The 16063-nt window shown below is 59.5% G+C and carries 20 protein-coding genes and 2 tRNA genes; 11 read left to right on the top strand and 11 right to left on the bottom strand.

Annotated elements, in window-relative coordinates:
• From IIC71_08945 to IIC71_08935, 3 genes are all read right to left on the bottom strand, one after another.
• The coding region (locus IIC71_08945; GenBank protein MCH7669304.1) for a hypothetical protein at positions 1-859 on the bottom strand (859 nt) is incomplete at its 3' end.
• The gene (locus IIC71_08940; GenBank protein ID MCH7669303.1) at positions 856-1578 is read right to left on the bottom strand and encodes an ABC transporter ATP-binding protein; all 723 of its coding nucleotides are present in this window, start codon (positions 1576-1578) and stop codon (positions 856-858) included. The genes IIC71_08940 and IIC71_08945, both read right to left, overlap by 4 nt.
• Positions 1575-2186, bottom strand: coding sequence for a PadR family transcriptional regulator (locus tag IIC71_08935; protein MCH7669302.1), 612 nt, complete (start codon positions 2184-2186; stop codon positions 1575-1577). Before IIC71_08935 ends, IIC71_08940 begins: the two co-directional genes overlap by 4 nt.
• A gap of 393 nt (positions 2187-2579) precedes the next feature.
• Between IIC71_08935 and IIC71_08930 the strand changes: the two genes are divergently transcribed.
• Positions 2580-3068, top strand: coding sequence for a TetR/AcrR family transcriptional regulator (locus tag IIC71_08930; GenBank protein ID MCH7669301.1), 489 nt, complete (start codon positions 2580-2582; stop codon positions 3066-3068).
• Between the two features lie 22 nt (positions 3069-3090).
• Complete coding sequence (locus IIC71_08925; protein ID MCH7669300.1) at positions 3091-3387, top strand: hypothetical protein; 297 nt, start codon at positions 3091-3093, stop codon at positions 3385-3387.
• Positions 3388-3401: 14 nt separating this feature from the next.
• On the opposite strand, the gene IIC71_08920 is transcribed toward IIC71_08925, so the two are convergent.
• The 3 genes from IIC71_08920 to IIC71_08910 form a co-directional block, all read right to left on the bottom strand.
• A complete protein-coding gene (locus tag IIC71_08920) occupies positions 3402-3782 on the bottom strand; it encodes a type II toxin-antitoxin system VapC family toxin (GenBank protein ID MCH7669299.1) in 381 nt (126 codons plus the stop codon).
• Positions 3779-4027: an AbrB/MazE/SpoVT family DNA-binding domain-containing protein gene (locus IIC71_08915; GenBank protein MCH7669298.1), complete on the bottom strand. Its 249-nt coding sequence runs from the start codon at positions 4025-4027 to the stop codon at positions 3779-3781. The genes IIC71_08920 and IIC71_08915 overlap by 4 nt, the downstream gene beginning before the upstream one ends.
• A 363-nt stretch (positions 4028-4390) precedes the next feature.
• Positions 4391-4957: an MBL fold metallo-hydrolase gene (locus IIC71_08910; protein ID MCH7669297.1), complete on the bottom strand. Its 567-nt coding sequence runs from the start codon at positions 4955-4957 to the stop codon at positions 4391-4393.
• 261 nt (positions 4958-5218) lie between these two features.
• Between IIC71_08910 and IIC71_08905 the strand changes: the two genes are divergently transcribed.
• Positions 5219-5827, top strand: a complete 609-nt coding sequence (locus tag IIC71_08905; protein ID MCH7669296.1) for a methyltransferase domain-containing protein — start codon at positions 5219-5221, stop codon at positions 5825-5827.
• 74 nt (positions 5828-5901) lie between these two features.
• Here IIC71_08905 and IIC71_08900 read toward each other — a convergent pair.
• Positions 5902-5975: transfer RNA gene (locus tag IIC71_08900), tRNA-Arg, on the bottom strand.
• 107 nt (positions 5976-6082) lie between these two features.
• On the opposite strand from IIC71_08900, the gene IIC71_08895 reads away from it, so the two are divergent.
• On the top strand, positions 6083-6931 hold the full coding sequence (locus IIC71_08895) for a DUF885 family protein (GenBank protein ID MCH7669295.1): 849 nt from the start codon (positions 6083-6085) through the stop codon (positions 6929-6931).
• Complete coding sequence (locus tag IIC71_08890) at positions 6903-8138, top strand: DUF885 domain-containing protein (GenBank protein ID MCH7669294.1); 1236 nt, start codon at positions 6903-6905, stop codon at positions 8136-8138. Before IIC71_08895 ends, IIC71_08890 begins: the two co-directional genes overlap by 29 nt.
• Here IIC71_08890 and IIC71_08885 read toward each other — a convergent pair.
• Positions 8135-9583 (bottom strand): 4-hydroxybutyryl-CoA dehydratase, encoded by a 1449-nt coding sequence (locus IIC71_08885; GenBank protein MCH7669293.1) that lies wholly within the window; start codon positions 9581-9583, stop codon positions 8135-8137. The genes IIC71_08890 and IIC71_08885 overlap by 4 nt on opposite strands.
• Before the next feature lie 104 nt (positions 9584-9687).
• Between IIC71_08885 and IIC71_08880 the strand changes: the two genes are divergently transcribed.
• From IIC71_08880 to IIC71_08860, 5 genes are all read left to right on the top strand, one after another.
• Positions 9688-9777: transfer RNA gene (locus IIC71_08880), tRNA-Ser, on the top strand.
• A gap of 117 nt (positions 9778-9894) precedes the next feature.
• The gene (locus tag IIC71_08875; GenBank protein ID MCH7669292.1) at positions 9895-10917 is read left to right on the top strand and encodes an LLM class flavin-dependent oxidoreductase; all 1023 of its coding nucleotides are present in this window, start codon (positions 9895-9897) and stop codon (positions 10915-10917) included.
• A gap of 57 nt (positions 10918-10974) precedes the next feature.
• A complete protein-coding gene (locus tag IIC71_08870; protein MCH7669291.1) occupies positions 10975-11610 on the top strand; it encodes a hypothetical protein in 636 nt (211 codons plus the stop codon).
• Entirely contained in the window at positions 11607-12053 is a 447-nt protein-coding gene (locus tag IIC71_08865; GenBank protein MCH7669290.1) for a pyridoxamine 5'-phosphate oxidase family protein, read from the top strand. Before IIC71_08870 ends, IIC71_08865 begins: the two co-directional genes overlap by 4 nt.
• A gap of 38 nt (positions 12054-12091) precedes the next feature.
• Positions 12092-12244 carry a hypothetical protein gene (locus IIC71_08860; protein MCH7669289.1) on the top strand — a complete coding sequence of 51 codons (153 nt, stop codon included), beginning with the start codon at positions 12092-12094 and terminating at the stop codon, positions 12242-12244.
• Between the two features lie 38 nt (positions 12245-12282).
• Here the strand turns inward: IIC71_08860 and IIC71_08855 are convergent, their stop codons facing one another.
• Together IIC71_08855 and IIC71_08850 are read right to left on the bottom strand one after the other, a co-directional pair.
• Entirely contained in the window at positions 12283-12915 is a 633-nt protein-coding gene (locus tag IIC71_08855; GenBank protein ID MCH7669288.1) for a phosphoribosyltransferase, read from the bottom strand.
• A 127-nt stretch (positions 12916-13042) separates the two neighbouring features.
• On the bottom strand, positions 13043-13675 hold the full coding sequence (locus tag IIC71_08850; protein ID MCH7669287.1) for a NifU family protein: 633 nt from the start codon (positions 13673-13675) through the stop codon (positions 13043-13045).
• Between IIC71_08850 and IIC71_08845 the strand changes: the two genes are divergently transcribed.
• Positions 13674-14966 carry an ATP-grasp domain-containing protein gene (locus tag IIC71_08845; protein ID MCH7669286.1) on the top strand — a complete coding sequence of 431 codons (1293 nt, stop codon included), beginning with the start codon at positions 13674-13676 and terminating at the stop codon, positions 14964-14966. The genes IIC71_08850 and IIC71_08845 overlap by 2 nt on opposite strands.
• 10 nt (positions 14967-14976) lie before the next feature.
• Here IIC71_08845 and IIC71_08840 read toward each other — a convergent pair whose 3' ends face one another.
• A complete protein-coding gene (locus IIC71_08840) occupies positions 14977-16050 on the bottom strand; it encodes a class I SAM-dependent methyltransferase (GenBank protein MCH7669285.1) in 1074 nt (357 codons plus the stop codon).
• Between the last annotated feature and the right edge of the window lie 13 nt (positions 16051-16063).

Raw genomic sequence — 16063 nt, 5'->3', positions numbered from 1 at the left:
AGAACACATGACGCGGCTCTCCCCCGGTGGCACCCACCAGGCCAAACAGTCGCAACTGCCGGCGGGTGGATACCTCAAACGCGGTGCCGATGATCAGGCCCGCTGCCACAAGAGCAACTGCCGTAGCTGCAAACTGCATCCCGCTCGCATACGTACCCGAGGGAGACTCCCCAACATACCGCCGCATGGCGTATCTGTCGGAACCGAGGAGTTCGACCGTCCGATCCCGTGCCGCGTGAGTGACATCCTTGGAGAACTGAATGAAGACGCCGGACTGTCTGGCGTCGGCCACGCGGTCGAGAGCACCCGGTGCAACAAGGCCTGTCGGCTGCGACAGTCCCTCCCGGTAAACGGCGACGCCGACCACTTCAAAGGGGACCCGCTCCTCACCCAGCTCGATCGTTTCACCGATCGCCGAGTCGAAGTTTTCAAGAATACGCGGTGCAACAGCGATTTCGCCTGGTGCCGCAGGTGACCGGCCCTCCAAGAGTTTGTACATCGGTCCGAGCAACGGATCTTCGGGGAGAACGTCGTTGACAATAACAAGTACGTTCCTGCCCCCAACTACGGTCTGAACCTCCCATGTTGTTCGAACGACTGTGCGAACGCCCTCTGGAAGCAGAGAAATTGTCTCCTCACTCGGCGGCGAACCGAACATCGCGGCGTCAGCGTTCCCGATGATGCCAGTCGCCATCTCATCCTTCGATGGTGTAGCCGTGGCAACAACGATCTGGGCGAACGTGAGTCCGAACACCGGCAGGGCTATCAGTGCGCTAACCAGCAGGTTCCGCCACGGATTCTTGCGGACGTTGCGCCAGGCAATCCTGAACAACGGACGCAATTCCCCGGCGGGGATCACAGCGAAGCCTCCCCAAGCAACGAATCCGCGTCCGCGCGTGGCCTCGACTCGTCGACGAGGCGACCGTCCTGGAGAAACACGATGCGGTCCGCCCACGCGGCGAGGCGGGCATCGTGTGTAACAAGGATCGCGGCTCCACCGTCGTCGCAGTGCCCCCTCATCAGTCGGAGTACCGACTCCCCCGTGAGGGAGTCCAACGCGCCGGTCGGCTCATCCGCGAGCAGAAGTATGCGGTCACCGACGGTTGCGCGAGCTATCGCGACCCGTTGTCTCTCCCCTCCCGAGAGATCTTCCGGGAAACGGTTCCCAAGTTCGCCGAGTCCAAGCCTCTCCAAGGAACTCTTGGCCGCGGACCGTGCCTTCCCAGCGCCAACACCGTCGAACTCGAGCGGCAACGCGACGTTTTCGATCGCAGTCAAGACATCGATGAGATTGAGCTCCTGAAAGACGTACCCGACCCGACGCCTCCGCAAGCGGGCTCGAGCCCCTCGGTCAAGCGAACTCATGGTCGTTCCCTCGACGAGGATCTCACCGCGGGTTGGCTCGTCAAGCCCACCGGCGAGAGAAAGTAATGTCGTCTTGCCTGACCCTGACGGTCCCATAACCGCAACCATCTCCCCTACAGACAGAGTGAGAGACGTATCGACGAGAGCGTTGACCTTGGTATGGCCGGAGCCATGAATCCGAGAGACACTACGAAGCTCAAGAACCGGCGTCACTCGACAACCTCGCGATCTTCTTCAGTAGTCGTCTCTGGGTGATCGACGTCCGCTTGTTGAGTCCGCCGTCCCGCATCTCGACTACTTCCGCGCAGGGACGGATGCTGAGCGATTCGGGCCTCACAGACATCGAGCCAGCGCACCCGGGCTTCTGCCTTGTAGATCAGCGAGTCAAGCAACATCATCCAGCCGAGGTCATCCATGCGAGGAACGCCGGTCTTGAGGCGGGTGTACCCCTGAAGTTGCTCGAGGACCGCTCGACGCTCTGCTTGGATAACTCGTGTGACATTGATGCTCGGATTCGAAGATGCCAGAAGCAGCTTGAGTACAAGCTCATCGCGAGGTGGTGCTTCTGAGTGAACGGGATGGACAAACCAGTCGTCGAGAAGAGCCCTACCCTCGGGAGTGATCGCATACTCCTTATTGCCACCTGCCTCGGAGTGCAGAGTCACATGCCCATCGCGCTCCAAGCGCCCAAGAGTCGTGTAGACCTGGCCGACGTTGAGCGGCCAAACACTACCGGTGCGCTCCTCGAAGCCGTTCTTGAGTTCGAGACCGTACATCGGTCGTTCGCTAAGCATCGCCAACAAACTCATCTGCACTGACATGCGGGCCACCGATCTATATACCGAGTATAACTTGTCCACTATACCCGGTATACAGGCGAGGTCAACGAGAGACGGGGAGGATTCGCAGGGTGCACAGCGGTGACTGAGGTTGGCGAATGATCATCGGCGTGGTGGCGATCGTCCGCATCGGCGCGACGTGGTTCCATACACCACGACCGTCGATCACCGACCACCCGCAATAGGTCGCACGCGATGACCTGCGACCCACTGGGATCGTCCGATCTGGAGACCCGATCCAAGCTCGCACCGATTCGGTGGAAATGCCACGCGCACCCTCAACGCTACTTTGCGCGTTCGCGGGCAGATTGGGAACTTCTCGCGATCACAGCACAATGTAGACGTGAGCGCCCGCGGAGCAGTTGGAGGAATTAGATCGTTCGGTCTAAATTCATCCCGACATGGGATACGCTAAATCGACTGAAACGACGGCTTCTACACAGCACCGCCGGGCTGCTACAGACTCGAGGGTTTTCAGCGACCGGCGTCAGCGATATTCTCGACGACAGCGGCGTTCCCCGGGGCTCGTTGTACCACCACTTTCCAGATGGCAATGAGCAGGTTGCCGCAAGTGCAATCGAGCAATCTGGCACCGACATCGTGGATGCATTAGGTCTGCTGTTCGACACCTCGGGTTCTGTGGCTGAAGGTATCCGTCGGTTTTGCAACTACTACATACATGAACTCGAGAGCAGCGATTTCGCCCGCGGATGCCCGCTCGCCACTGTTGCTCTGGAAACGTCCGGTACTGCCAACAAGATCCAGCGTCAGACCGGAACCGCTTTCGAGGGAATCATCTCGTTGGTGGCACACACGCTCAAGGCCCAAGATCTTCGGTTACATGCCGTGGAGTCGGCTGAGTAGCGCCGAGGACATTCCCAGGGGTGTGTCTGTTGAGTGGGTCCGATGGATCCGATCACCTCGCTACTTGCTCGACGATCGCACTCTGCCGCTTGACCGCTACGCGGGGTTCAGCGCACCAGTGCTTGCGTACAGCATTGACGACGACAACTGGCGAACCCGCAGAGCGGTTGACGCGATGATGTCTGCGTATCCCAACGTGGAGCGCCGACACGTGGCTTCGTCCGACATCGGACTCGACACCATCGGACACTTCGGCTTCTTCCGACCGGAAGCCAAGCCGCTATGGAACGATGTCGTCGACTGGTTCGACTCCCACTGACCGCCCGACAACGGTTAACGGATAGTGACGACCTCGACGCCCAACTTGAGAGTCATCCAGACTCGGTCCGCCGTCACAACTCGATGCCCGAGTTCGCGAGCGACCGCAATACAGGCCCGATCGCCTAGCGATAGTCCTGATCCGGCGGTCAAGGACCGCAATCGGGCAACGGCGCGGGCGTGCGAGGCAGTGAACGGAACCACTTCGATGCGAAGACGGTCAACCAGGTCGCTACCGCTCTCAACCGAAATTCCGAGAAGGTCAAGGCGAGAAAGTACCTCGGCGTGATTGACAGCGGAGATCTGCGAATCGTCAAGATACCCAACAACGCGCGAACTCCCTTCCTCCCCCAACAACACTGCCAAAACTGCCGAAGCATCAAGGACAGCCGTCATTCGAGAGAGGCGGCAACGCGGCGATCCGCGATGAAGTCGGCAACGTGCGAGCCGGTCGCTTGCACCCGACTGGCAACGATCGCCTGCACCGCCGCAACAGCATCCTGGATTGTCTCGACTGTCAGTGTGTCGTCTTCGTACCGAAACACGAGATCGACAGTCCCTTCCAGGCCCATGGCCCGGCGGATGGACGCGGGAATAACAACTCGACCCTGTGTGTTCATCGGTGCGCCTGCTACGACCATAGGCAAATTGTCTCAGATGTGACATCTTTTGTCAATGTGTCACTACATGTAGTTATACGATTAGAGCACACTTACCCTCAATAGATGTGTGCACTTAGGTCACAGGCAGAGGGGTCATGTACAGACACCGAAGGAGGCATCTACCTGGACTCAGAAGCAACCGACAATCAACGGGTCGTCATCGGGCGCTAGGACCGCGACAACTTCGTCGTTGATGATGTATTCCAAGTCCCCCGCGGCAGTGAGAGTGACGAAACCCAGGACCGGCTCGCCAAACGCTGCGACGACCCCTTTCGGTACCGACGGGCCGAACCACGGCCGGTTCCCGTGCGGTCGTGTCCCGCCGGGAAAGAGACCGGGAAGTTACTCGGCCGTATACAGGGGACCGTGGCCTGGGACGAAGATCGTCGCTATTTCGAGGACACGAAGCCGGTTCTTGTCGAGAAGATCATGGTCGGCGGCAAGCCGGTCGGTCCCCGCGCCCTCATACCCCCAAAGGTGTGTCAGCGCCGCCACACCTGCATCGGTGTCGACCAGCGTGGTGATGTCTTGGGGGGTGTGACCAGGTGTCTCAATGAGCCGAACCCCGGCCGACAACTGCAGTCCCTCGGCAGGGCGCGATACCCACTCTTCGTGGTGATACGTTGCCCAGTTGTCATGGATTTTCACGTCGGGGAACAACGCGATGTTGATCGTGTGGTCTGGATGGTGATGCGAAATGATGACGTCCGTTACATCATCCACAGACACGCCAAGAGCCGCAAGGGGATCCAGAATCGCCAACCGAGACGTCACCATTCCAGGGTCGACAATCGCGACCAGATCGCCATCTCTAATCAAGCTCACAGTGCTACCCACGCGAATCGCACCGGGACTCTCGCCGCCATCCAAATCGATGAACCCATCAACCAGAACGTCTAGTCGAGCCATGCAACCTCCTTCGTGATAAAACCCAGCCTCCACTGTATCCGCACCACAGGGACCGGCGGTCGGCTACGACATCTCTGGCAGCATCGCTACCGTTGATCAGGAATTTGAATCGTGCGAAAATCGTGATCCCATCGTGAATCAGCAACGACAACGCACCGTCAACGACACCTCCGCGGCTTGCGCTGGTTCCCGTCGCGAGTCGCCGGTGCACCAAACGAGTGCCACCAGCCCGGCGAGCACAACGCGATAAAGGAGCCTCACGTGGATAGCAAGTCTTGGGATGAGCGGTACGCAACCAAGGAATACGTCTGGGAGGTCGAACCCAACCAGTTTGTCAAGGCCCACCTCTCTGACCTTGATCCCGGGACGGCCATCGACCTCGCTGCCGGCGAGGGGCGCAACGCCGTGTGGCTCGCATCCCTCGGGTGGCAAGCAACGGCTGTCGATTTCTCAGAAGTTGCCCTCGAGAAAGGTCGCACTCTGGCATCCGATCACAACGTGAGTGTCGACTTCGTGTGCGCCGACGCAACGACCTATCAACCCGACGAACTCGTCGACCTAGTCGTTGTCTCCTACCTCCAGCTGCCGCGGTCTGAACAGCACACAATTCTCGATCACGCCAAAACCTGGCTTTGCCCGGGAGGAACCATCTTCATCATTGCGCACGACGAGTCAAACATGACCGATGGTTACGGTGGTCCACCAACCGCTGAGATTTGTTACACCGTGGACCGCACGATCGAGTCACTCAACGGGCTCAACATCGACATTGCAGAAGTGGCTGAGCGGACCGTCGACACCCCCGACGGCCCAAGAACTGCCCTCGACACCCTCGTCGTGGCAACCCGCCCCGCGGAACAAATCGACTAGATCATGTCGGGGTAAGCGTCCGCTGCAACGCAAGACACCGCCTGTCCGATCACGGAGCAGGCGGTGTCGTCTTGTACGCCCGGAGGGACTTGAACCCCCAACCTCCTGATCCGTAATCAGGTGCTCTATCCAATTGAGCCACGGGCGCATACGCGCACTATTTTAGCGCGGCCCTATAAATTAGTCGGTACCGCCGCAATCGGAAAGCTGGCGATCCGGTACGCTGGTCGGGACCGCTGCAACGAAGGGTTCCCAATGAACGAGCGACTGCGCACACTCGGCGAGGAATTCTGGGAATTTCAACTCGCTGATAACCCCACCATGGCGCTCATGCTGGGTGATCACCGCTTCGGGCACCTCCACGAAGACCCGTCTCTGGAAACTGAGAACGCCACGATCGCCTCCTACAAGAAGTTCGCTGCACAGGCCGAAGCAATGGACCCATCGACGCTCACCGCGGACGAACAAGTGTCACGCGACGTGCTGATTTTCGACGCAACAACCAACGCACACGGACTCGAAGCGCGTTCTGCCGAACTCTCCGTCAACCATGTCATCGGCGAGCAATCGATGCTCCCGACAGAGATGCAGCAACTACCTATTGCAAAACCGGAGCACGCCGAAGCGTTGTTGGAGAAGTACGAAGGCATTGGCCGCTACTTTGTTGAAGCAGCGGCGCGTCTTGCGCAAGGAGTCGAGAAAGGGAGGACGCCGATCGGCCTGCATGCTGGCAAGACCGTCGAACAACTCGACGAGATACTGACGTCTCCCATTGAGTCCGACCCAATGCTGGCCGTCCGGGTTCCCAAAGATTTCTCAGATGACGACACAACACGATGGAAAACAGACCTCGCCTCGGCTCTCGCGGACCATATTCGTCCCGGACTCAAGACCTACCGTGACGTCATTGCAGACAAGGTGCTCCCTGAAGCACGACCAGACGATAGACCCGGGATTTGCTGGCTCGACGACGGAGACAACATCTACCAAAACGCGATTCGCAAACATACGTCGCTGACACACCTCACCGCCGAAGAGATCCACCAGATAGGACTCGACGCGATCGCACGCCTTGATGAGGAATACAAGGAACTCGGAGCTTGATGAGGAATACAAGGAACTCGGAGCGGAAGTCCTTGGCACCTCAGACCTCACCGAGATCTATGGGCGTCTCCGGAACGATCCGGAGCTTCACTTCGAGGATGGGCCAATGATCGTTGCCGCATCTAAAGCCGCCCTGGCAAAAGCAAAAGCGGCAATGGGCGATTGGTTCGGCAGGCTCCCTGAGGCCGATTGCCTCGTGAGCGAAACACCGTCAGGACCCCTGGCGTTCTACTTTCGCCCCGCAGCCGACGGGTCCCGCCCCGGTACTTTTTTTGTCAACACGTCAGACCCGAGCGGGTGGGGCCGTTTCGAGATCGAAGCGCTCGCCTACCACGAAGGCATCCCCGGCCACCACCTCCAACTCGCCATTGCAGGTGAACTTCAGGACGTCCCAAACTTCCGCAAGCACGCTCACATCACTGCATACGCCGAAGGCTGGGGTCTGTACACAGAACGGTTGGCCGATGAGATGGGCCTGTACACCGGACCGCTGGAACGCATCGGCATGCTCTCGATGGACTCGATGCGAGCGGGCCGTCTCGTCGTCGACACTGGGATGCATGCACACGGGTGGAGCCGCCAGCAAGCCATCGACTTCCTTGCCAGCAACTCACCGATGAACGTTGGCCAGATCACGAACGAGGTCGACCGATACATCGGCTGGCCCGGCCAGGCGCTTGCATACATGATCGGTCGTCTGGAGATCATGAGAATGCGACAGGAGGCCCGTGACACGATGGGAGACCGTTTCGACATCAAAGGCTTCCACGATGTTGTGCTCTCGTCGGGTTTGATGCCGCTGCCGACACTGGATCGGATGGTCTCGGAATGGGCATCCTCCTCACCTGGTTGGAAGAGCATGATCACTTTGTATCAGCGCGACTCTTGCGAAGAGTGCACCGAAATCGCCAAACGGCTCAGGGATATGGTCGTTGCACATGATGTCATCACCATCGGTGACCAATGGCCATCCGAACTTTCTCCTGGACCTCTGCCGACGATCATCGAGAACCGCAAAGTTGTTCGTGGCATCGAGAACGTCAGGGCGTTTGTGAGAGCACTCGACACGTACCTCACAGAGTGGAACAGATTCCAATCGGACACCTGTTACGTCGACGAACACGGCAACGTGTGTGACATTCCAGTACCTGACTTGGCCGACGCGCGACCTGTCGACGCGACGCCGGCGGATTCTTCCCGCGGCTAACCGTCTTCGTTGATCCCGGCGAGGTTCTTCGCCATTGCCTTCTTACCTTCGATATCCGCAAGACGACGGATCACGATACGTTGCGCCTGCGGTGAGCCGGCACCGTGCATGGACTCGACAAGATACCCGACCGCGTTGCGACCCATAGTCATGTTCTCGATGAGCCGAAGAATCCGACGTCGGTTCTCAACCGTGACACCATCGCGACCCTTGAGGTACTTCTCCAGCAGTGACCCTGTCACCTCGTTGTCGAAGTCCGCCTGTGACGGCATGGTCGCCATCAACCCACCCGCGATGTCCTGGGCCAATCGAGCAATCTCGTAAGGGAACCGGGTGACGTTCTGTTTGCAGACGTTTGCCAACATGGCATCTGGCTCAAAGTTACCGGCGTCAGTCTGATGTGATTCATGAGATGCCGCGATACCGCACCCGGCGATGGTCTCGTTGAGGTGCGTCATCTCGACGATCTTGTCGCGAATATGTGACGCGTCTTCAACGCCGTTGTAGTCGGCGATCGTGGCCGCGGCACCCACCAATACATCCCCGAGGCCAGCTTTGCAGACATAACTGCGTCGGTGATACGCCGTAAACCGATCGACAAGCTCGGCTGCAAAGTCGTACTCGCCGTCCATAAAGACGTGCGATGTCGGTACAAATACATCATCGAAAATGATGATCGCTTCCTGACCGCTGAACTTGGCGTTGCCAGCGTCGATGTCGCCGCCTTCGAGAGCCCGCGTGTCGCAGCTCTGCCGTCCGTAGATGTATGACAAGCCCTCGGTGTCGACTGGCATCGCTGCCACGATGGCGTAGTTGGAGTCCTCGTGGCGCAGCCGCATAGTCGGCATGGCAATCAGCCAGTGCGAGTTGATGCAACCCGTCTGATGCATCTTGGCCCCGCGCAATACGACGCCGTCCGGGCGGCGCTCGACAACTCGAAGATAGAGGTCAGGGTCACTCTGGTCAGCGGGGCCTTTGCTGCGGTCCCCCTTGGGATCGGTCATGGCACCGCCCACAACGAAGTTCTCATCTTGCATATGCTTGACGAAGCCCCTGAAGCGCTCGTGATACTTCGTACCGTCGCGTTTGTCGATGTTGAAAGTCACGGTCCAGAGCGAGTTGAGGGCGTCCTGGCCGACGCACCGCTGGAAACAAGTTCCGGTACGTTGTCCGAGGTTGCGCTGCATCCTGTTTTGCTGGACAACGTCCTCAACGCTCTCGGTGATGTGCAAGAACCGATTCACCCGCTGGCCGGTGAGGCTTGACTGGGCGCTGCCGACGTCAGGCTCTTGCTCGGCGAGCCGGTACGTCTCGGCAACCGCTTCGACCGAGGGGCGGATCAAAGGATGGTCGACCGGCTCCTCGATCAATTCGCCAAACAGGTAGACCTTGAGGTCGCGGTTCCGCAGGCTCTCGATGTAATCGTCGGCTGTACGGATTGGCATGGCCACAGACTACACACCGACGCCTGGCGGACGGATCCGGTACGTCCCACCGTGTCTGGGTCTGATATCCTGGACTCACGTTCGGACCTGTTCGAATGAAACACGGAGAGGTGGCCGAGTGGACGAAGGCGCTCGCCTGCTAAGCGAGTAGGGGGTGTTAAACCTCCTCGAGGGTTCAAATCCCTCTCTCTCCGCAACAAACAGGATTCTGGCGCTGATTGATCCCATATTCGGGCTCAATCAGCGCCAGAATCCTGGAGGGCGCTTTTGACGACGAGTAGGACCCGGCATCGCAAGGCCCAGGAGACCACATGGAACTCGGACTCACGACGTTTGCAGAATTGATACCGGGCTCGGGTGAGGAGACTCCGGATGCTGAGGAGCGTCTGGGTCAGGTCATCGAGGAGGCCGTGCTTGCGGAGCGGGTCGGTCTGGACGTCTATGCGATCGGCGAACACCATCGGCCTGACTTTGCCGTGTCCGCTCCCTCGGTGGTGCTCGCCGCGATCGCCGGCAAGACGGAACGCATCCGGCTCAGCCCGGCGGTCTCGGTGCTGTCATCGGACGACCCGGTGCGGGTGTTTCAGCGTTTTGCCACTCTCGATCTGATCTCGAACGGTCGAGCTGAACTCATGGTCGGTCGTGGCTCATTCATTGAGTCGTTCCCGCTGTTCGGATACTCCCTCGACGACTACCAAGAACTTTTCGCAGAGAAGCTCGACCTGCTCCTGGCGATCAGAGACCAAGAACGGGTCACCTGGTCCGGTAGCTTCCGATCGCCACTCGACAATCAGGGCATCTACCCACGTCCAAAACAGCACCCCCTCCCGGTCTGGGTCGGTGTCGGCGGCACGCCACAATCAATTGTCCGCGCTGCCAGGCGAGGCCTTCCGGTGGTACTCGCAATCATCGGTGGTGACCCGGCGCGATTTGGAGCCCTTGGCGCGTTATTTCGCCGCACGCTCACGGAATCTGGCTATGACCCCGAGGCGGTGCCGCTGGCGGTCCACGCCCATGGCCACATTGCGGACTCATCCGATACGGCTGCGGAGGAGTTCTACCCGTCTTATGCGGCAGCAATGACCCGCATCGGAAGGGAACGTGGGTGGGGTCCGATGACACGACCGCAGTTCGACGCAATGCGCAGCCCGGAAGGGTCGCTCGTGTTGGGCAACCCAGAGGAGGTGGCAGCCAAGATCCTGCGGTGGCGAGACATCCTTGGCATCTCACGGTTCATGCTGCACGTCAGCGTCGGCACGATGCCACATGAGCAAGTCAAACACTCGATTGAACTCCTCGGAACCGAAGTCGCCCCGCTCCTCCGCGAAACCTGAACGCATAGTCTCGAGCGGCCCGTCGAACGATCGACCACTTTCCAATAGGATCGTGTCATGACAACGGCCGACATAGATCGATGGGAACCCTTGACGGTCGATGAGGTCGCCGACCTCTTCAGGGACGCACCGTTTCGGTGGTGGATGGCGGGCGGCTATGCGCTCGAACTCCACACCGCACGGAGCTGGCGCACACACGCCGACATTGACATCAGTATCTGTGGATCTGACACCGGGCCACTCAGAAGCTTCCTAGCGGAGTGGGACATTTACGTTGCAGCCGACGGAGTTCTCACCCCGTGGGACGGACAGCTCCTTGACCCGGCGAAACACCAGAACAATCTGTGGTGTCGGGAAACAACAGACGGTCCATGGCGATTCGATGTTCCAGTAGGAGACGGCGATGCAACCGAGTGGATCTATCGTCGGGACCGCAAGATCCGCCTTCCCTGGAACGAGGCTGTTATCTCGGCCCCCAACGGCGTTCCTTATCTGACTCCAGAGCTGGCCCTCCTGTTCAAGAGCAAGAACCTACGGGCGAAGGACACGCTGGATGCTCGCGAGACAATCCCGACACTTGGACTCGTTCACCTCAGGCGGCTCAAGCTGTTACAGAACGCCGACCACCATTGGCAGCGACTGCTGGCCGACATAAAATTGAGAGCCAATCGAACCCGGGAGGGACCCACATGACACGCTCAACGGCCCAACGAGTAAAGGAATCGCTAGAAGCACTCTTGTCACAAGCCAACGTGTGGGTGGCAACGGCTAACCACGAGGCGAATCCGCACATGGTCCCCTTCTCGCTCCACTGGGATGGTGAACACATCATCATCTGTACGGACCCCGCGTCCGCGACGGTAAAGAATCTGGTCTCATCGCCCAATGCGAAGCTCTCCATTGGTGACAGTAACGATGTCGTCCTCGTCACCGCCGAACTCGTCAGCGTGGTTGACGTGCAGAAGTCGGACGCGCAGCTCGTAGAACAGTTTTCGGCCCGCACTGGCTGGAACCCGAATCGCGAAACGACCGACATGGTGTTCGTCACCCTCAAGCCGACCAAGGTTCACGCATGGCGAGACGTTGCGGAAATCAACGGCCGAACCATCATGCGAAACGGTACCTGGCTGCACTGACGAGAACCCGTCATCGAGGCGATCTGTACACTCGGGCCATGGACGACGACACCGACAACCCTCGCGAGATGCTGGCCGCCATCGGCGGCTCGGCCAAGCTTGCCGGACTATTCGTGATTGCGGTGGGGTCGCTAATATCGATCTGGCTGATCGGAAGTCTCTTACTCGACTGGGCCGGCGAAGTTTTCTAGGCCGTCCGCGGCCGTGTCATTTCACTGAATTACCGGTGTCAGCGAGCAAGTAGTTCTTGAACCTCGCCGTCGGTTGTCTGGGTGAAATCGCGATACCACCAACCGACGGCAGAGAACGGCTCAGGAGTCTGCACAACGATCAATTCGTCGACGGCGGAGGGCATCTCTGACCGCCATGACACGGGGGCCACCGGGACCGCGACGACGACGGACATTGCGTCGGTCGCGGCGACGGCCTCGATCGCCGCACGAATCGAAGCGCCGGTCGCTATCCCATCGTCGACCAGGATCACGTCCCGACCGCCGAGGTCGAGAGCCGGCCGGTCGCCGCGGTACAGACGTTCACGCCGTTGAATCTCGACGAGTTCGCTCGCGGCGACCTCTTCGACGGTCGTTTCAGCAACTCCGTAATGAGTGAGTACATCATTGTTGAGAACCCGAATGCCGCCAGTCGCGATTGCTCCCATGGCGAGTTCCTCATGACCGGGTAGGCCAAGTTTCCGCACTAGGAACACGTCGAGTGAGAGGCCCATGAAAGTCGCAACTCTGGCCGCCACAGGCACCCCGCCCCTTGGAAGTCCCAACACAATGCCGTCTGTCACGTCGCTCAGTGTCTCGCTGACAAGGTTTGCGAGTACATCTCCGGCGTGTTCTCGGTCACGGAACCTCATGACAGGTTGACCTCAGCTTCTCGAAAATCGGTCGGCGTTCGCTGCTATCGGACCCGTTCTGCAACGCCGTACAGTGTCCGGGGTGAGCCACGGTACGTCGAGAAATATCGGACCCTCCGAAGCGGTGCTACTTCTTCGATTGTTCGTAGTAGGGGTTTTCACCAGCGTTGTGATCAGTGACGTCGATGACCTGGTTCACGTCAGGAACCTGTGCCACGATGGTAGTCTCGATTCCTTGTGACAGTGTGACACTTGCCATGCCGCATCCTTGGCATCCACCGCCGAGACGCACATAAGCAATTCCCTCCTCGACAGCCACCAGCTCGACAAAACCGCCGTGCGAAGCAATCGACGGATTGATCTGTTGGTTGAGCACGTGATCTACCTGTTCGGCAACGGGACCAGAGAGATCCGGCGGGTTGTCGCCACCCAGTATCTGCGGTGACGGCGAATTGGGGTTGTCGATCCGGAGGCCAGGGTTCAGAAGATCTCTCGCCATGTCGATCGTCGCACCGGTCAGGTTGCCAACACTCGCTTGCGGCATCGCGACGGGGAGGTCTCCATGCTGCTCGACAACATCGTCGGGGTCGAGCTGATCAACCCGCGTCATGTGCATTGCGTAGGTAAACTCGGTGTCCTTCACTCCCCCGATCGCAAGGACGAGAGCAAGGTTATCCGCATCAATTTCTGCGGACCGGATCTCCAGCAGCTTTGCGAGCGCTTTGTCGGTGATCGTGAGGATGCGAGAATCTGTGGTCATGACCGCAAGAATATCACCAAATGATCACGAATCCGCCGGTATCGACCCAGAGGCACCACCTCGAGGTTCAAAAAAGCTGGTTGCAGTTCTCGTCGTCCCCGCAGAGAGCTACCGGACAACCGACTTTATCGCGGCTGCACGCAATCTTCGGGTCGATCTCGTCGTCGCCTCCGACAGTGATCTCCCCATGAGCGGGCTAGGGGTATCGCGGTCACTGACGATCGACTGCACGCGACCCGAGTGGTCCGCAGCACGCATCGCGCGACTGCGCCCTAGACCCGACGCGGTAATCGCAGCAGACGACGATGGTGTCATTACGGCGGCGATGGCAGCAATCGAACTGGGAATCCCGACAAGCCCGATCGGGGCGGTGACGTCAACTAGGGACAAGATTCGTATGCGGGGATTGCTAAGCAACGCCAAGGTGCCGCAACCCGACTACAAGATTGCGCACCCGGGCGAAGTGCCCGCGATCGCAGGAGCGCTCGGATATCCGTGTGTGGTGAAACCCCGTGACCTGTCAGCGAGCCGTGGCGTGATCCGTATCGACAACGACGTCGATGCCGAACGATCCGAACGGCGTGTTCGTGCCATCGTTGCCGGCGCGGGCGGTGCACACGACGCGACTCTGCTCGTGGAACGGTTTGTACTCGGCCCTGAGGTCGCGGTCGAAGGCATGCTCACGAACGGTCATCTCACAGTGCTCGCCATCCTCGACAAGCCCGACCCGCTCGATGGACCGTACTTTGAGGAGACGATGTTTGTCACACCCTCTCGCCACGGGACGAATCTCCAAGCGGAGATCAAGTCTGTGACCGCGGCGGCAACGCGAGCGTTGGGCCTCGTTTCGGGTCCCATCCACGCCGAACTGCGGTGCGGCCCAGGCGGTGTCGTGCTCATCGAGATCGCTGCCCGTTCGATCGGCGGTCTCTGTGGACGAGCATTGTCGTTTGGTCTTCTTGGCGAATCGCTCGAATCAGTGATCATTCGTGCCGCCCTGGGCATGCCAGGTGCCGGTCTCGATTCCTCCGTTCCGGCGACCGGTGTCCTGATGATCCCCATACCCATCGCCGGCACGCTCGAGTCGATCGAGGGTACCGACGACGCGTTGGCAGTCAAAGGAATAACCGAGTTTTCCCAGACCATCGCAAACGGGAAAACCGTCGTGCCCCTGCCCGAAGGGGATCGTTACCTCGGGTTCCTTTTCGCGCGCGGTCCTGACGCCGACACCGTCGAGAAAACGCTGCGCACGGCCCAGGCCGCTCTCACAGTTACCGTCACGCCAGACTGAATTGCCCCCATTATGGCGTGACGACGTAGAACGCGTTCACCGGGTGGCGAAAATCGACTTCCTCGAAGCCGCCAAAGCCCGCATTGCGTGCAATCTCGGCGGCCACCGATTTCGTGAACCCAAGCGTGCCGAGAGCCTCACCGTTCGGCTCGCTGGTTGCCGATCCAAGGCAAGAAAGCATCGAGAACCCATACATCAACGCCGCCATCGGGTTCTTCTCGACGTTCTCCGCAAACGTGTCCTTCGCTTTGATATCCGAAATGAGCCACACGCCGTCATCGGCGAGAGCCGCCCGGATGGAAAACGCGGTGCCGCGCGGGTTTGTCATGTCGTGCAGAACGTCCGTCGTCAGCACGAGCGCAAAGTCGCCCGACGGCGGCAACGGATCCGCCACAGCGTTGTGGAACATCGTGTTGGACACACCGGCAGCCGCGACATTCTCCTCGGCGCGCGCCAGCGCATGTATCGAGATGTCGTATCCATGGAACTCCGAATTTGGAAATGCTGCTGCGAGAAGAAGCAAGATCGACCCAGATCCGCAGCCGATGTCGGCGACTTTGACACCGTGGGTGAGTGCGTCAACAAGACCCAGTTTCGGGATGATGGAAGGCACAAGAAAGCTCTTGAACCACGGGAGATTGGCACGTTCGAGAGCTACCGCCATTTCAGGCCCGAGGTCGTCGTACAGGTAACCCAAGCCGGTAACAAACGTTTCGGACAACTTCTCGACACTTGCGATCATGTGCGGCAGACCGGCGAAACTCCCCATCCCAAACGCGGGGTGCTCCTCATCGACGAGGACCGCAACCGCCTCGGGAGATATCGAAAACGATTCATCGTCGGTCACTTCGAGGACGCCGGCCGCGCCCTGCTGATAGAGCCACTCGCGGATCCAGCGCTCATCAAAGCCGGTCGCTTCGGCAAGGGAAGTTGAAGACACCGGGCCATCAGCGGCGATAGCACCAAACAGACCCAGACGGTCTCCCAGGTAGATCATCGCTGCGGTCGTCGCACCGCTCAGCATCCCAAAGACATGCTTGGCGTACTCGCTCAGTTTGTCGTTGTCGATTGGTGTTCCGCTCATTCACCCACGATAC

Source organism: Acidobacteriota bacterium (assembly GCA_022562055.1).
Taxonomy (GTDB): domain Bacteria; phylum Actinomycetota; class Acidimicrobiia; order Spongiisociales; family UBA5794; genus BMS3BBIN02.
This window is presented reverse-complemented; position numbering and strand designations above follow the sequence as displayed.

Bases quoted from the DNA above. Each gene is read 5' to 3' on its own strand.
- IIC71_08935 (MCH7669302.1), bottom strand. From the start codon at position 2,186: ATGTCAGTGCAGATGAGTTTGTTGGCGATGCTTAGCGAACGACCGATG.
- IIC71_08870 (MCH7669291.1), top strand. From the start codon at position 10,975: ATGACAACGGCCGACATAGATCGATGGGAACCCTTGACGGTCGATGAG.
- IIC71_08895 (MCH7669295.1), top strand. From the start codon at position 6,083: ATGAACGAGCGACTGCGCACACTCGGCGAGGAATTCTGGGAATTTCAA.
- IIC71_08850 (MCH7669287.1), bottom strand. From the start codon at position 13,675: ATGACCACAGATTCTCGCATCCTCACGATCACCGACAAAGCGCTCGCA.
- IIC71_08855 (MCH7669288.1), bottom strand. From the start codon at position 12,915: ATGAGGTTCCGTGACCGAGAACACGCCGGAGATGTACTCGCAAACCTT.
- IIC71_08865 (MCH7669290.1), top strand. From the start codon at position 11,607: ATGACACGCTCAACGGCCCAACGAGTAAAGGAATCGCTAGAAGCACTC.
- IIC71_08915 (MCH7669298.1), bottom strand. From the start codon at position 4,027: ATGGTCGTAGCAGGCGCACCGATGAACACACAGGGTCGAGTTGTTATT.
- IIC71_08845 (MCH7669286.1), top strand. From the start codon at position 13,674: ATGACCGCAAGAATATCACCAAATGATCACGAATCCGCCGGTATCGAC.
- IIC71_08840 (MCH7669285.1), bottom strand. From the start codon at position 16,050: ATGAGCGGAACACCAATCGACAACGACAAACTGAGCGAGTACGCCAAG.
- IIC71_08875 (MCH7669292.1), top strand. From the start codon at position 9,895: ATGGAACTCGGACTCACGACGTTTGCAGAATTGATACCGGGCTCGGGT.
- IIC71_08920 (MCH7669299.1), bottom strand. From the start codon at position 3,782: ATGACGGCTGTCCTTGATGCTTCGGCAGTTTTGGCAGTGTTGTTGGGG.
- IIC71_08885 (MCH7669293.1), bottom strand. From the start codon at position 9,583: ATGCCAATCCGTACAGCCGACGATTACATCGAGAGCCTGCGGAACCGC.
- IIC71_08910 (MCH7669297.1), bottom strand. From the start codon at position 4,957: ATGGCTCGACTAGACGTTCTGGTTGATGGGTTCATCGATTTGGATGGC.
- IIC71_08860 (MCH7669289.1), top strand. From the start codon at position 12,092: ATGGACGACGACACCGACAACCCTCGCGAGATGCTGGCCGCCATCGGC.
- IIC71_08890 (MCH7669294.1), top strand. From the start codon at position 6,903: ATGAGGAATACAAGGAACTCGGAGCTTGATGAGGAATACAAGGAACTC.